Origin of the sequence: Pseudonocardia sp., from assembly GCF_025465255.1 — a bacterium.
Taxonomy (GTDB): Bacteria; Actinomycetota; Actinomycetes; order Mycobacteriales; family Pseudonocardiaceae; genus Pseudonocardia.
In genome coordinates this window covers 1-14,377 of the sequence record NZ_JAODNI010000025.1, presented here as the reverse complement: position 1 = coordinate 14,377, position 14,377 = coordinate 1, and the positions used below count along the sequence as shown (strand labels likewise).

The 14,377-nt window shown below is 69.9% G+C and carries 13 protein-coding genes and 4 pseudogenes; 12 read left to right on the top strand and 5 right to left on the bottom strand.

The annotated features are described in order from the left end of the window. Positions 1–571 precede the first annotated feature (571 nt). Both JWP64_RS02325 and JWP64_RS02320 read right to left on the bottom strand, forming a co-directional pair. Positions 572–796: a hypothetical protein gene (locus tag JWP64_RS02325; protein ID WP_297491722.1), complete on the bottom strand. Its 225-nt coding sequence runs from the start codon at positions 794–796 to the stop codon at positions 572–574. Between the two features lie 518 nt (positions 797–1,314). Beyond that, positions 1,315–1,502: pseudogene (locus JWP64_RS02320) on the bottom strand (transposase); the annotation flags it as partial. A gap of 430 nt (positions 1,503–1,932) precedes the next feature. Between JWP64_RS02320 and JWP64_RS02315 the strand changes: the two are divergent. Then, entirely contained in the window at positions 1,933–2,694 is a 762-nt protein-coding gene (locus tag JWP64_RS02315; protein WP_297491720.1) for a GPR1/FUN34/YaaH family transporter, read from the top strand. A 164-nt stretch (positions 2,695–2,858) separates the two neighbouring features. Here JWP64_RS02315 and JWP64_RS02310 read toward each other — a convergent pair. Together JWP64_RS02310 and JWP64_RS02305 are read right to left on the bottom strand one after the other, a co-directional pair. Continuing rightward, a pseudogene (locus tag JWP64_RS02310) lies at positions 2,859–3,274 on the bottom strand ((2Fe-2S)-binding protein); the annotation flags it as partial. A 210-nt stretch (positions 3,275–3,484) separates the two neighbouring features. Further along, a pseudogene (locus tag JWP64_RS02305) lies at positions 3,485–3,607 on the bottom strand (transposase); the annotation flags it as partial. A gap of 195 nt (positions 3,608–3,802) precedes the next feature. On the opposite strand from JWP64_RS02305, the gene JWP64_RS02300 reads away from it, so the two are divergent. The 7 genes and pseudogenes from JWP64_RS02300 (at position 3,803) to JWP64_RS02270 (ending at position 9,721) form a co-directional block, all read left to right on the top strand. Further along, a complete protein-coding gene (locus JWP64_RS02300) occupies positions 3,803–4,231 on the top strand; it encodes a DUF2267 domain-containing protein (protein WP_297491718.1) in 429 nt (142 codons plus the stop codon). Further along, a pseudogene (locus tag JWP64_RS02295) lies at positions 4,177–4,395 on the top strand (LuxR C-terminal-related transcriptional regulator); the annotation flags it as partial. The gene JWP64_RS02300 and the pseudogene JWP64_RS02295, both read left to right, overlap by 55 nt. Before the next feature lie 333 nt (positions 4,396–4,728). Further along, a complete protein-coding gene (locus JWP64_RS02290; RefSeq protein WP_297491777.1) occupies positions 4,729–5,889 on the top strand; it encodes a hypothetical protein in 1,161 nt (386 codons plus the stop codon). Positions 5,890–6,079: 190 nt separating this feature from the next. Beyond that, positions 6,080–6,361, top strand: a complete 282-nt coding sequence (locus JWP64_RS02285) for a DUF4235 domain-containing protein (protein WP_297491716.1) — start codon at positions 6,080–6,082, stop codon at positions 6,359–6,361. 62 nt (positions 6,362–6,423) lie between these two features. Then, positions 6,424–7,386, top strand: coding sequence for a YihY/virulence factor BrkB family protein (locus tag JWP64_RS02280; RefSeq protein ID WP_297491714.1), 963 nt, complete (start codon positions 6,424–6,426; stop codon positions 7,384–7,386). 767 nt (positions 7,387–8,153) lie between these two features. Then, positions 8,154–8,399, top strand: a complete 246-nt coding sequence (locus JWP64_RS02275) for a hypothetical protein (protein ID WP_297491712.1) — start codon at positions 8,154–8,156, stop codon at positions 8,397–8,399. Further along, complete coding sequence (locus JWP64_RS02270; RefSeq protein WP_297491710.1) at positions 8,396–9,721, top strand: NAD(P)/FAD-dependent oxidoreductase; 1,326 nt, start codon at positions 8,396–8,398, stop codon at positions 9,719–9,721. Before JWP64_RS02275 ends, JWP64_RS02270 begins: the two co-directional genes overlap by 4 nt. A gap of 26 nt (positions 9,722–9,747) precedes the next feature. Here the strand turns inward: JWP64_RS02270 and JWP64_RS02265 are convergent, their stop codons facing one another. After that, positions 9,748–10,881, bottom strand: a complete 1,134-nt coding sequence (locus tag JWP64_RS02265; protein ID WP_297491708.1) for a glutathione-independent formaldehyde dehydrogenase — start codon at positions 10,879–10,881, stop codon at positions 9,748–9,750. A 237-nt stretch (positions 10,882–11,118) separates the two neighbouring features. Between JWP64_RS02265 and JWP64_RS02260 the strand changes: the two genes are divergently transcribed. From JWP64_RS02260 to JWP64_RS02245, 4 genes are all read left to right on the top strand, one after another. Further along, positions 11,119–11,262 (top strand): hypothetical protein, encoded by a 144-nt coding sequence (locus JWP64_RS02260; protein WP_297491706.1) that lies wholly within the window; start codon positions 11,119–11,121, stop codon positions 11,260–11,262. A gap of 306 nt (positions 11,263–11,568) precedes the next feature. Continuing rightward, a complete protein-coding gene (locus tag JWP64_RS02255; RefSeq protein ID WP_297491705.1) occupies positions 11,569–12,000 on the top strand; it encodes a phosphate-starvation-inducible PsiE family protein in 432 nt (143 codons plus the stop codon). Further along, the gene (locus tag JWP64_RS02250; protein WP_297491703.1) at positions 11,997–12,491 is read left to right on the top strand and encodes a hypothetical protein; all 495 of its coding nucleotides are present in this window, start codon (positions 11,997–11,999) and stop codon (positions 12,489–12,491) included. The genes JWP64_RS02255 and JWP64_RS02250 overlap by 4 nt, the downstream gene beginning before the upstream one ends. A gap of 537 nt (positions 12,492–13,028) precedes the next feature. Then, complete coding sequence (locus JWP64_RS02245; protein ID WP_297491701.1) at positions 13,029–13,391, top strand: Hsp20/alpha crystallin family protein; 363 nt, start codon at positions 13,029–13,031, stop codon at positions 13,389–13,391. Positions 13,392–14,377: the final 986 nt, after the last annotated feature.

The window sequence follows — 14,377 nt, the reverse complement described above, 5'->3', positions numbered from 1 at the left end:
TTCCGCCGCCCGCGCTGTGCCGAGGCCCTGGCCGGTGATCCGGTCGGGGGAGTCGGGACCGAAAGACCCGTTCCCCGCTCAGGGCAATCGGTGGACCGCATCGAAACGCGCTTCGCCGCCGGCGCGGCCCAACCTGTCGAGCCGTAGGGGCCCCACCCCGGCTCGACTTTCCGGGAGCCCCCGACGGGGATAGTGATCAAATTGATCTTGGCCACAGCCCTGGCCGCAGGGCATGTACGAGATCTACGGGCTCCCCCAAGGGACGGCGCACAACCTGGACATCGCAAGGCGCACCACCGCCTGCGCGGCCGGTACTCCGCGCACTCGTTGCGCGCCGGGTTCGTCACCTACGCCCCCCGCCCCGCCAGGACGCCTGACTCCTGCCCCGGTGCGACGAGGATTTCGCTACCTCCGCGGGAAGCCCGATCCAGCCGGTGCACCGGAACCCGCACATACGGGACTGGGCCGCCCAGCCGGCTCCACGGACACCCGGCCTGCCCACACCAATCGGCAACACATCAAACCGGACCCATCGGAGCCAGAAGGAAAGAAGACGGGTCAACCGTCAGGCTTACAGTCGCTGGCGCAGCAGCTGCTTGGCCTGCTCGGCGCCCCTGCGGCTCTCGTCCTGCGCGCGGCGGAAGAACTCGGCCAATTCGGTGTCTCCGTCACGCTCAGCGTCCCCGATGTAGGTCTCCAAACGCAGCGTGTTGTCCAGGCATTTCTCGGTGAACCAGATCAGGTTGTAGACCTTGTCCTTGGTGCCAGTGACCTGGCCCTCTTCGGTGCTCGACATCCGGCCGCCCCTTCGCCAAGTCGCGCAGAAGTCTTCGGTAGTCACACAGACGGTTCCGGGTACCCTCAAACCTCTCCGGCAATCCTGTCGCGCTGCCGTCTAGGGCGAGCGGGACGGCCTCTTCCTTGCGCTTTGCTCATCGTCGAGGTGGAACACGGCCTCGTCATCGCCGCCGACCGGCTTGGCCGCGCCTTCTAGGACCTCTCTGACGGACCGGACCGCGACCGGCAGGGTGCGGTGGGTCAGCGGCTCGAGGTCTGCTACGGCCCGCGGCGATCACGCTGCTGGAGGCGGGCGTGGTACGCCCACATCACCTTGTCGAGTAGCGGGAGCAGTTGGGTGACGTCGTGTAGAAGAGTCCGGTGGGTTCCTGCGGTAGTGGCCCTGCCAGCAGTCAACCGCGCTCACGGTGCGGGGCCCGCGGGCGAACCAGGCGAAGGCGCCGACGAGCGGCGAGGCTGACGACGACAGGGTGGGCTCCTGTGACGGCGACCCAATGGGTCCAGCGGCGAGTGCGGGCAGCCGACGAGCTCGCGCGGGAGCTGGTTCCAGGTGATGCCGGTCTTGAGCACGAACACGATCCCGGCCAGCGCGCGCGGTCGTCGACGGGCTTGCGACCCGGGAACCGGTGACGCCGCGGCGGGCGCACCGTTAGCAGCGGGGCCACTCGTTCCCACAGCGAGTCCGGGACAAGATCCTCAACCACGCACCGCAGCCTGGCGGAGATCACCCTCCGTCTACCGCAGACACGCCGACGTCATTCTGAAACCAGCTCCTATTCTTGTGCGACGAGCGTGGTTAAGCATGAATCTGCGGGTTACCCGTGGACAGAGGAGGGCAAGACCGGCGGGCAGGAGGCGAGTGCCCAGCGAGAGGGCGCGCGGATGCTGAGCGCGATCGAGCGCCACCTAGCCAAGGACCCGATTGCCGCTCGTCGGTTCTTGACCGCCCGCACAGGTCAGGTCCGCGTGTGCTCGTGACGATCGTAGGGTCGCTGCTGCTGATGATGGTCGTCGGCGCGGTGTTGGGCTTCCGGCAGCGTCGGCGGTCTTCGCCAGGGCGGCCGGCGGCGCCGCACACGCCGTGAGGGCCGCCTCGTCCACGTCATCCACTCACGACTAGAAGAAGGGCTCATCATGACAACCACCCATCCCGTCACCAGCCGCGATGCCGCGAACGGCCCCGACGCTGCGCCCGACCTCGCCTTCTGGCGCGAGCACACCACGATCGCGCTGCAGCCGGTCGCGGCGCCGTCGATCCTGGGCCTGTTCGGGTTCGCGGTGTCCACGTTCATGGTGGCGGCGAATCTGGCCGGCTGGTTCGGCAACGCCATCACGACCCCGCTGGTGTTGTTCCCGTTCGCGTTCGCCTTCGGCGGGATCGCCCAGCTACTGGCCGCGATGTGGTCCTACCGGGCCCGCGACGGCCTGGCCACCGCCGTTCACGGGGCGTGGGGCTCGTTCTGGATCGGCTACGGCATCTACACCCTGCTGGTCGCACTCGGCGTCGCCCCCGGCGTCGCCACCTACCCCGACGCCAGGGTCGGCTTCGGCTACTGGTTCATCGGGCTGGCCGCGGTCACCTGGACCGGGTTCGTCGCCGCGCTGGCCGATAACATCGCCACCGCGCTGGTGCTGCTCACGGTGGCTGCCGGGTCGACACTGCTGGCCATCGGCTGGACCGTGGGCGTCCCCGGTTTGGTCACGATCGGCGCGATCGTCCTGGTCGCCTCGGCGATCCTGGCCTGGTACACCGCTAGTGCCATGGTCCTGGCCGGCTCCATGGGCCGGATCGTGCTCCCGATCGGCAGCCGTGGTGGCCCGAACAAGCTCGGCTCGATCCCCCGCCAGCCCATCGAGTACGCCGCCGGCGAACCCGGCATCAAGATCGGCCAGTAGGTCACGGGCCTCGCCTCGGGCCGAATTCGAGGCCGAGCGGGCGACCCGAGCCGGAGGCAGCGATCAACGCAACCCCAGCCTGACCAGCATCTCGGGACGGTAGTGCACCGCCGGATCGGCCCGGTGACGGACGTTGCGCTCGGTTCGGATGTCGGGTGTGGCCGGTAGCCCGTGCAGCGGCACAGGTTGCCCTCCAGGCCGTGCCGCACCTGCTCCTCGGACGGATCGGAGTTCTTCCAGTAACAATCCGCCGCAGCCATGATCATGCCTGGGTGCAGTAACCGCACTGCAACCCGTGATGTGCGTGGAACGCCTTTTGCAGCGGATACAGGTCTCCATCGGTGAGACCCTGCAGGCCCTGCACCGCGGTGACCTCGCATCCGTCGGCCTGAACGGCGAGGACAGTGCAACTCTTCACACTCACACCGTCCATCAGAACCGTGCACGCGCCGCAGTTGGAGGTGTCACATCCAATGGTCGTGCCGGTGCGGCCCAGCCGATCCCGCAAGTAGTGCACGAGCAACATCCGCGGCTCAACCTCGTCGTCATAGAGCCTGCCATCCACCGTGATCCGGATCATGGCACTCCTCACGATCAGCAATCGCACGCCCAGCGGTACAAGCTCCGCTGCACGGATTGCTCTCCCGAGACCGGTTCCCGAGACTCTCAAACGATCGGTGTAACTGCAGGTTGAGGAGCTACTTGCGTCCGTCGGCGAGGCGGCCGTCGAAGGAGATCTCAAAGGCGTTCAGGGCGGGCTTCCAGCGCATCGTCCAGCGTTTCCGATCTTGCCGGACAGCCGTTTCTGGCGTTTGGCGACGATCTTCGATTCGAAGCTGGCGTCCCGGTCGCGGGGCGCGTTGATCTCGACCGAGCCGACATCGGTGAGCACGGTCTTGGTGCGGTGTCCGTTTCCATCGTGTGGCCGACGCCAGGGCACCGGGGCGGGACGGGCCGGACCCGTCGATCGCCCCGACGGGTGGAGGGGCGGGCCCGAATCCCCACCTGCCAGAGCCAGGCCGTGGGCCGAGGAATCGGTCACCGTGGGCGGACGACGTCGACCCGCGCCTCAGTCTCGACCGACACCGTTCGGAGAAGGTGAACACACGTGAGTTCCACGGGATACAGGACATTCGACACCACCCTGGAGAAGACGAACGGGGTCCTCAAGCGCATCGAGGAGACTTACGGCTGGCCGAAGGAGCGCCGCAACCAGTCCTACAACGGGCTCCGTGCCGTTCTGCACGCTCTGCGCGACCGGCTGACCGTCGAGGAGACCGCGCAGCTCTCGGCGCAGCTCCCGATGCTGATCCGCGGCATCTACTTCGAGGGGTGGGATCCGACGAAGGTCCCGATGAAGATGCATCGCAACGACTTCCTCGAACGTATCGACGCGAACTTCCCCCACGAGGTCCCCGGGGGCGCGGAGCGCCTGTTCGGCGTCGTCATCGAGGCCCTGCGACGGTTCATCAGCGAGGGTGAATGGCAGGACATCCGGGCAAACCTGCCCAAGGACCTCGTGACCACCCTTCCGTAGCGCGGATCCCGATCCAGTGCGGGGCTCGATGGAAGCTCACCGATCCGGTGATCGAGGGCTGGGTCAACGCCCGGATCGCCGCCGCGCTGGTCATCGCGCCGCGCACGGTGGCCGTCCATGTGGAGAATATTCTGGCCAAGCTCGGCGCCGGGACCCGGGCACTAGCCGCAGTCCGAGCCATGGGCAAGGGCCTGTACCTGCCGCGCGCGCTGCTCGGCGGGCCGGGAGTGAGCGCGGCGAGGGTCAGCAGGGTCCAGTCGTCGCGGCGTGGACCCGGCGGCGTGGGTGGTGCTGCCGCATCTGCGCCTGGCGGGCCGAGGATCCGTGGGCTGTCGTGCCGCAGAATCGCGTCGGCACCGGGGGCGCGCCCGGTCACAGGTCGAGCTGATCGGCAGGTGCCCGGCACCGCGCCACTGCGGCCGGCGGCGGACGCGGCGTCCGCCTCCTCCCCGGTCGGCGATACCCCGCTCGATCGAGGTAGGCGGGCAGGAGCGTGGATGACGGAGCGAAAGGCGCGGGCCGGAGAGGACCCGGCGGCGCAGCAACAGGTCGTCGCCGGCCTGGTCGCCGCGCCGGGCCTGCCGCTGGAGCTGGCCGAGGATCTCGCGCACCGCCTGCCCGCCGTGCTGGCAGCACGGGCACCGGGCGTCCGGTGGGCGTTCGTGGTCCGCCCCGAACCATTGGTCGGGACGGCGAACATCGACGTCGACCTCGTGCAGCAGGCACGGGAGCGCATGCTCGCCGAGGGGTGGCAGTTCGCGATCTGCCTGACCGACCTCCCGGTGCGGGTCGGCCACCGTCCGGTCACTGCCTTCGCCTCGAGAGCTCTCGACGTCGGCGTGGTATCCGTGCCTGCGTTCGGCGCCATCGATCTCGAGGACCGGGTTCTGCAGGCGGTGCTGTACCTCGTCGGCGAGCTGGACCCGGATGCGGCCGCGAGCGAGGCTCGGCAGCCGTCCCGACCGGGGACGCATCGTCGTTCGTGGTGGCGGCGGCGACTCGACTCCGCGGTCGGTAGGCGGGACGTCCCCGAACAGGACAGCGTCCGCTTCGTCACCGCGGCCTCCGTCGGGAACATGCGGCTCCTGCTCGGCATGGTTCGGGCGAACCGCCCGTGGCGGTTGATCATCGGCCTCTCGCGCGTGCTCGTCGCGGCAGCGGGTACGGCGGCCTTCGGCCTCACCGCGGTGCCCCTGTGGTGGGTCGGGGACGCGATGAGCTGGCCTCGCCTGCTCGCCATCGGCCTGGTGGCGGCATCCCTGATCTGCGCCGCTCTGGTCGTCGGGCACCGATTGTGGGAACGGCCGCAGGTTCCCGCAGCCCGCGAGCGCGTCATGCTCGTCAACCTCGCGACAACGCTCACCGTGGCGCTCGGGGTGCTCACGCTGCTCGCCGCGCTGCTGGTCGTCACGATGCTGTGCGCGAAGGCCGTGCTCCTGCAGCCGGTCCTCGAACAACAACTCGGGCACCCCCTCGCGATAGGCGGCTACATCAGAATCGCATGGCTCGTCAGCGCCCTCGCGATGCTCGGCGGGGCGTTGGGAGCGACCTTGGAAACCGACGTGACGGTGCGCGAGGCGGCCTACGGCTATCGCGCCGCCGACGATCCCGGAGAGCGTGCGCCCGAGCCCGGTACGGACGGTCCTGACGTCGGCTGAGCTGCACCCGAGCCGTGCGGTGACGTCGTTGCGCTGGCGGGGCGAACGAGGCGTCGAGGGTGGTGCCGCCGGGCCGGTGCCCCCGGCAGACCCAGGTTCGCAGAATTCGGCTGGGATGACCCGGTGCTGGAAGGCTGCGAAACCCCGATGCCGAGGCGACATACCGGCGAGGGCGAGAGGATGACGAGCGATGGAGCTGCTCGACAAGCGAATACTGAAGCTGCTCTACAAGCCGATGAGCCTGCTCATCAGCGCGTTCGGTGGGGTCCTCGCCGCCGCGCTGTTCAAGAAGGTCTGGACGGCGGTCTCGGGTGAGGATGAGGCCCCCGACGCCACCTCGGAGCATGGCACCAAGGAAGTGCTGCTCGCCGCCGTCATCCAGGGCGCCCTCTTCGCCGGTATGAAGGCCGCGGTCGACCGCGCTGGCGCCCGGGGCTTCAAGAAACTCACCGGTACCGACCCCAACGAGTAGGTCGCGCTACCGGCAGGGGCCGCGGGCGCCGCTGCAAGCGCACACGAGGTGGGGAGGATGTGATGACGGGCGGGCGTGCCGAGCGGTTACCGGGTGAGCGGGCTGAGACGCCGACCCAGATCCCACCGGCGGGCTGGTGGCAGATCCTACGGCGGGCGTTCAAACAGAGCAACGCCGACAACGTCCCGATGCTCGCCGGCGGCGTCGCCTTCTTCGCGTTCCTGGCGGTGTTCCCCTCGCTCATCGCGGCCCTGACCCTCTACGGCCTGGTCGCCGATCCGGCCGAGATCGCCCGGCAACTGGAGGCCCTGTCCGCTGCACTACCCGCCGAGGCACGGCAACTGATCACCGACCAGCTCGCCGCGGTCACCCGGAGCAGCGAACGGTCCCTGACGGTCGGGTTGGTGGTGTCGCTGCTCGCCGCGCTGTGGAGCGCCTCCACCGCCGCGGTCTACCTCGTTACGGCGATCAGCTTGGCCTACGACGAGGTGGAGAGCCGGGGGTTCCTCAGGCTGCGGCTGATCGGACTCGGTCTCGCCCTGGGCGGTGCCGTGTTCATGCTGGTAACGCTGGGCCTGGTCGCGGTGCTGCCCGCGGCACTCGATCACCTCGGATTGGGTGTCCTCGGGCGGGCTCTGGCACAGGTCGTGCGCTGGGCGCTGCTCGTCGGCTTCATCCTGTTCGGCCTGGCCGTGGTGTACCGGGTGGCCCCGGACCGCGACCCGCCCCGATTCCGCTGGGCCTCCCCCGGCGCGCTCGTCGCCGCGGTCTTGTGGATCCTGGGCACCGCCGGATTCAGCCTCTACGTCAACTCCTTCGGCAACTACAACAAGACCTACGGCGCCCTCGCCGGAGTCGTCGTGTTCATGCTGTGGCTCTACCTGACCAGCTACGTCGTCCTGCTCGGTGCCGAGGTCAACGCCGAGGCCGAGCGGCAGACCGAACGGGACACCACCCGAGGTGAGCCGGAACCGATGGGCCGGCGCGGCGCCGAAGCCGCCGACACGCTAGCCGACCCAGAGTAAGAACAAGACCACCCGCACCCAGGTCGGCGGTTTCACGGTGGTGGCGGGGACAGCGCTGGCCTGATCTACGGGAAGAAGCACACGCTGTCGAAGTTCACGGTCCTCGAGCTGGCCGGCTCGTATGTCCACGCGGTTGGCGGTGTCAGCCGCATCTTCGACGCATCGGTCGGCCACACGGCGGATGGCAGCGAGGCGTTGCCAGCGGTGGTGATGGTGCCGGTGCGCTGGACCCTCACCGTTCCAACGAACACCGGGTCTGCCCCGATGCTCGAGCCGGATCGGACCACCCGCGCGATCCTGGGGGACGGGATCTCGGGAGAAGGCGCTGCTCGACGGACTGGGAGCCACCCAGACCGGAGCGCTGGCGGGCTACGTCGCGGGCGTGTCTGGGGCCCCGCCGGTTCCGCCGCGCGCTGGACAGGCCGTGAACAAGGGGCGCGTACAGCAGCTTCCCGCCACAGCTACGGCCCGCGCCGGGCGCGGGGCGCCACCGCCGGCCGCTGATCGAGTGGCCGGCCTCCGCACCCCCCACAGACCCCCCTGGAATGCCCGTCGTAGGGACGCAATCGTCTGGCGGAGCAGGGCGGGCGGACACCGCTGAGCCTGGTGGGCTGAGGACAGGGGCGAGGGCCGGCGGCGAAGCTGACAGGGCGGGATCACGACGGAACCCCGCCGCCACGGCAGCGCACGGTTCGCGGACACCGCTCCGTCGTCCGCGCGGCCGAGGGGGATCGAGGGAAGTGCGGTACCGGGGAGGACGGATGTGGATGGCAATCGCTGTGCCGCTGCTGGTCGGGGGGTTGGCGCTGGCCCTGCAGCAGGTCGAGGAGCGGCTAGACCGGGGGGTGGCGGAGGCGCGGGTCCACCGGGTGCCCAAGGGCGTGCCCCGCACCTCGGCAGGTTCGAACGGCCACCGGCGGGCCCTCGTGGCCGACCGGGCCCCGGGGCTTCCCCGCACGACGTCATCAGTACCGGTCGGCCGGGCGGCCGGTCACGGGAGCATGACGCCGTGACCGCCGGCGGTCCGTCGGACGAGACCCCGGGACGCCGCCCGCGGGTCGTGGTCGTGGGCGCGGGTTTCGCGGGCTACCACTGCCTGCGGACGCTGGAGAGCCGGCTGCCCCGAGGAGCGGCGGACCTCGTTGCGGTGAATCCCGCTGACTACATGCTCTACGTTCCTCTGCTGCCCGAGGTCGTGGCGTCGATCCTGGAGCCGCGCCGGGTCGCCGTCCCGCTGCGGTCCGGGCTGCCACGCACCCAGGTCGTGCTCGGCAACATCGCCGGGGTCGATGTCGCGGCGCGGACGTGCACCGTTGTCGACGTGGAGCGGCGGGCTCGGGAGCTGACTTGGGACCGGTTGGTGCTCGCGTGTGGCTCGGTGACCCGGCTGTTGGCCGTTCCCGGTGTCGCCGACCACGCAAAGGGCTTCAAGTCGATCGCCGAGGCCGTCTTCCTGCGCGACCACGTGCTGCGGCAGCTGGAGCTGGCCGAGGTGGCCGACGACCCGGCCGAGCGGGCGGCTCGGTGCACGTTCGTGGTGGTGGGCGCCGGCTACACCGGGACCGAGGTGGTCGGCCAGGGCCAGCTGCTCACCCGCGACGCGCTGCGCCAATTCCCCGGGTTGTCGCGCCGCGAGGTGCGGTGGGTGCTGCTCGATCTCGCCCCCCGGGTGCTGCCGGGGCTCAACCCGAGCCTGTCCGCGCCGGCGTTGCGGGTCCTGCGCCGCCGCGGTGTGGACGTGCGGCTGCGGACGACGGTCAGCGAGGTCACCGACACGTGCGCCCGGCTCAGCGACGGCACGCAGATCCCGACGAGAACGGTCGTGTGGTGCGTGGGTGTGCGCCCGGATCCGCTGGTGGAGGCCACCGGCCTGCCCGCCCGGGAGGGGCGCGTCGTCGTCGACGATCACCTCGCGGTGCCTGGCCACGCCGACGTCTATGCCGCAGGCGACGTGGCCGCCGTGCCGGATCCGGGCCGGCCCGGGGAGATCACCACCATGACCGCCCAGCACGCCCAGCGGCAGGGCAAGCTGGCCGGGATCAACATCGCCGCGTCGCTCGGCCACGGGCAGTCCGACCGCTACCGGCACACGGACCAGGGGTTCGTGGTCGACCTCGGCGGCGCGCAGGCCGTCGCCGACCCGTTCCACCTGCCCGTCACCGGGCTCGTGGCGAAGGCCATCACCCGCGGCTACCACCTGGCCGCGCTGCCCGGCGGGCGGGCGCGGGTCGCCGCGGACTGGCTGGTCGACGCGGTGGCCGGGCGGCAGCTAGTGCAGTTCGGGTTCGTGTCCGAGACCGCGGTCCGGCTCGGCGATGCCGACCGGATCACCTGATCCCGCACGCGGCCCCGACCGAACCCCTACGGGTGCAGGACGACCTTGGTGTAGCCCTCGATCCGCTTGTCGAACTTCTCGTACGCCATGGGCGCCTGGTCGAGGGGCAGCTCGTGGGAGACGACGAAGCTCGGCGACGTGCGACCCTCGATGATGAGGTCACGCAGCTGCCTGTTGTACCTCTTCACGTTGCACTGTCCCGTGCCCATGCGCAGGCCCTTCTCGAACAGCCTCCCGACGGAGACCAGGAGCATGCCCCGCTTCGCGTGCTCGTCGGGAGCGCCCGGATCGGACGGGACGTAGAGACCCGGCACGCCGAGCGCCCCGGTGGCCCGCACCGTGTCGACGAGCGAGTTCAGCACGACCGCCGGTTCCTCGCGTTCCTCTCTACCCGCCCGCGCCTGATACCCCACGGCGTCCACGCCCGTGTCCGTCCCTTCCCCCGCGGTCTGGTCCTTGATCTGGTCGACGGCGCTGCGCGCGGTGAAGTCGATCGGGACCGCACCGATCTCCTCGGCCTTCTGCAGCCGCTCGGGCACCCGGTCCACCACGAAGACCTTCGACGCCCCGCGCAGCAGGGCGGAGTAGGCCGCCATGAGACCGACCGGTCCGGCGCCGTACACCGCGACGCTGACGCCGGGAGACACCCCGGCGAGCTCGCAGCCGTGGTACCCGGTGGGGAAGATGTCGGCGAGCAGGATGAAATCGGTCTCGTGCTCCGTCCCGGGGGGCAGTTTCAGGCAGTTGAAGTCCGCGTAGGGGACACGCAGGTACTCGGCCTGACCCCCGCGGTAGGGACCCATCGCGACGTAGCCGTAGGCGCCACCGGCGAACCCGGGGTTCACGGTCAGGCAGAAGCCCGTGTAGCCCGCCACGCAGTTCTTGCAGAACCCGCATGCGACGTTGAACGGCATCACGACCCGGTCGCCGGTCTGCAGCGACGTGACCCCTTCCCCGGCCTGGTCGATGATCCCCATGTTCTCGTGGCCGAACACGATCCCGGGCTCGGCGGCCGTACGACCTTCGTACATGTGCAGATCGGAGCCACAGATGGCGGTCGACGTGATCTTCACGATCACGTCGTTCGGGTGCTGGAGCTTGGGGTCCTCGACCTCCTCGACGGCCACCTTGAACGGCTCCTTGTAGACGACTGCTTTCACTGTCCCTGCCTCCGATGGACGATCGGCGCGGGCCCTGGCGCACCTGGCACGGGCCCAGTGCGAATCGTGGCCGCGTGGCGGGGCGCAGGCGTGGTCCTGCCGACGCGAAGCGGGGCCGGCGCCCCTGGCTCGCCGGGCCGAGCCGGTTGCGGCGCCGGCACGGGGTCCAGAACCGCGCGGGTCACGTTCGAGATCCCACATCCGCCCGTACCGCCCGCAGGCCACGAGGAGCCGGGCGTGCGTGCCGTGCTCGACGACCCGCCCCGCGTCGAGCACGCCGATCTCGTCCATGTCCCCGAGGGTCGCGAGCCGGTGGGCGACCAGCAAGGTCGTGCGCCCGGCCGCGGCGCTCAGCAGCTCGGCGGGATCCACAACTGGTAGGCAACCACGACCGAACTCGTTCTGGGAGGTCTCGTCCGGCCCACCGGCGGCCGGCTGGCCTCCCACTGGAAAGGTGACGACGAAGGGAACGACGGCTCGCGCGTCGAGCAGGCTGGCTATGCATCCGCAGCAGCGATGATCGGCCACGCACCTCCGCCCCGCAACGCCGATACCTACGTCCACGGCGCGACGGACAGCGTAGGCGCGCACCCACCGGCTCAGGGGGCATGCGGTATGACGCTCCGACCTGGCGGGCTCCTGGGGCACACCCTTCGTGCCGTCGAGATCGCCGAAGACTCCATCCACGTGGTCGTCGCGATCCTGCTCACCGCGCTGGGCATCACTGATCACCGACACCGCGCGCCACATCGCACTTGTCTTGGCCGGCCCCTACAACCTGCCGGTGATCGTGATCCCGGTTCTCGAGGAACCCTGCTGCTGTTCATCGTCGCTGAACTGCTGCACACCGTCGCCATCGCGATCCAACATCGGGGTGCCCCGGACCCCGAACCCTTCCTGGTCGTGGGCCTGGTCGCCGGCATCCGGCGGGTGCTCATCCTGACCGCCGAAGCCGAGCAGTCGTTCCGCTGGAATCCGCCAGGAATCGAACTGCTCATCCTGATGGCGCTGATCCTCGTCATGGCCATCACCACCCTGGTCTGGCGGCGCTCGATCCGCCTCCGTGGGAACGAGACCTCGGTGACCGCTCCTTCTCCGGCACGAAAGGGACAGAGATGACCGATCGAAACGCCCGTCCTCGGGACGCGTGGAGCGCCGCGGACTGGCAGCGGGCGGCGGCCGAGGTGCTGCGGCAGGCCGCGCGGAAGGCGGCCCCGGGGCCCTGGCGATGGGGCGACCCGGCCGCCGCGATCGGCGCGCTGGAGCGGTACCGCACGACCCTGGAACGCTCGCCGATGCACGCCGCGTTCCCGACCGTGCGGCGCAGAGACGATGACAGCGAGGCGGTACTCCCCAGGTTGAAGGACCCGCTGGACGTGTTCGAGGACACGGTGGACTCCATCGCCCCGCCCGTGCACGCCAACGCCCGCTGGATCACGGTGGTCAGCCCGTCCATTGCCGAACCCCTCGCCGCCCTACTCGACGCCCTCGCCGAGAAGGCAGAGCAGATCATCAACGCGGGCGGGTCGGTGGACGAGGAGCCCTATCTGTCCGCGGTCGTCCTGGCCAAGCGGATCCTGGAGGCAGCAGAGGGCTGGCCGGCGGACTGATGTGGTGGCGTCCCCAGCCGCCTGCTGAAGAAGGCGCTGTTGGCGGGCGGGGCGACGCCCCGACTGACGGCCAGCGGGCCGCCGACGGTGCCGCGCTCGGATGGGGCCGGGACACGGGCGTCGGAGGCCGGTGGCATCTGGGGACGATCGCTGATCGCAGACCCTTGTCCGTCACACGGGGACCGGTGGTCCTGACAGGTCGGCTCGTGCGGCCCCGACTCACGCTCTGAGGACCAGGCTTGAGGAAAGGACCGTCCTGAACAATCGCATCTGCGCGAGGGCGCACGGGGCCGGCAACGGCCGGGACGCCGACACACATCGGTGGGCGGCCCAACCGGGATGTGGATCTCGGCGACTTGCGGGGCATCGCCGGGAACCGGTGCGCAGACCGCAGCAGCGCCTAGGCGGCGGTGAGCGAGCAGTGCATGGAGATGGAGGAGGACACCGATGTCATTGATGAGGTCCGATCCGCTTGCGGGTTTTGAGCGGTTGACGCAGCAGATGATGGGGGAGAGGCAGGGACCCCGGCCGATTCCGATGGCCGCCTTCCGCAGGGGTGATCAGGTCGTTGCCTACTTCGATCTGCCGGGGGTCAGACCTGAAGATGTCGACATCACCGTTGAGCGCAACGTCGTCACGATCCGCACGGAACGGCGTCCCGCCTACCAGGAGGGCGACGAGGTGATCGTCGACGAGCGCCCCTACGGAACCTTGAGCCGGCAGGTGCTCCTCGGCGACAGCCTGGACCTGGACAAGATGACCGCGGACTACGCGCGCGGTGAGCTGCGCCTCACGATCCCGGTCTCCGAGAAGGCCAAGCCCCGGCGGATCGAGCTCCGGACCAGCGACCAGGAACCACAGCAGGTCACGGCGAAGGCCGCCGAAGGTGGCACACGCTAGACGAGGATGAGCGAGCACGCGCCGGCGGCCGGGCCGATGGCGGTGCGGCCTGGCCGCTGCGGCACCGCGGACAGGTCGCGCGGTCATGAGCACGACACCGGCGACGCTCCAGCCCCACGGCGGGCCGGTCCCATCGCCGGCGAAGCGCGGCCAGCGGCGGGGTCGTTGCCAAGCGGGTCGGTGGGGCCGAGCAGAAGTGCATCGGTAGCGGCCGGCTTGTCGTGAGCGGCACGCTGATCCCCGACCGGCAGTGGTTCGAAGATGTCGATCGGGCCGCGCGGGATGCCCGGGTTGCCGGCGGTGGAGACCCAGAGGCCGAGCAGGCGGGTCTGCCAGGGCTCGGCGCGGCGATGGGCCGAGACACGCTCGTGGAACAAGCGGGACGAGTACCTGGCAGCGAGGGATGCGATGCAGGGGCTGTCCGACCGCTACCAGCGTCTTCTCGATGAGAGCGAGCGCGCCGGCTACGTCCATCTGCGGGAAGCCCGAGTGTTCTCCCCAGGTGACCCTCCGCTGCCCGGGAACGGGATGTACCGGAGAGGAAGGCTCTAGGCTGGTCAACGAGGTCTCCGGTCAGATGCTGATCTTCTTCGTCGTTGATCCGTCTACCGGAGACCTCACCCGCAACCGGTCACCGACACGCCCTACCGGGCCCACCGCCCCGCCCGGACTTCCTAAACAGCACCACCGACGCCGACGATTCGGTCGATCGTGTCCGCGGTGGTGGTGGAAGGGCTGTCTCCCTCCTTGCCGAGCTTCACTACGTCGTCCCCCGGGCAAAGCCTGCGCTGCAAGATCCTTTTCGCCCTTCGGGTTCGCTGCGCCCGACAAGCATCTTGGCGACTCCGGGCTTGGTCGGGGGATCCCTACGACTCGGTGGAGGCGCTCTCACGGCGATGCGGCAACTGCCGATCGCCCCGCCTGACCGGCCAAGGAGTGAGAGCCCATGAGTGATCTCCGGGGCCAAGCTCATCAGCCACATGGTG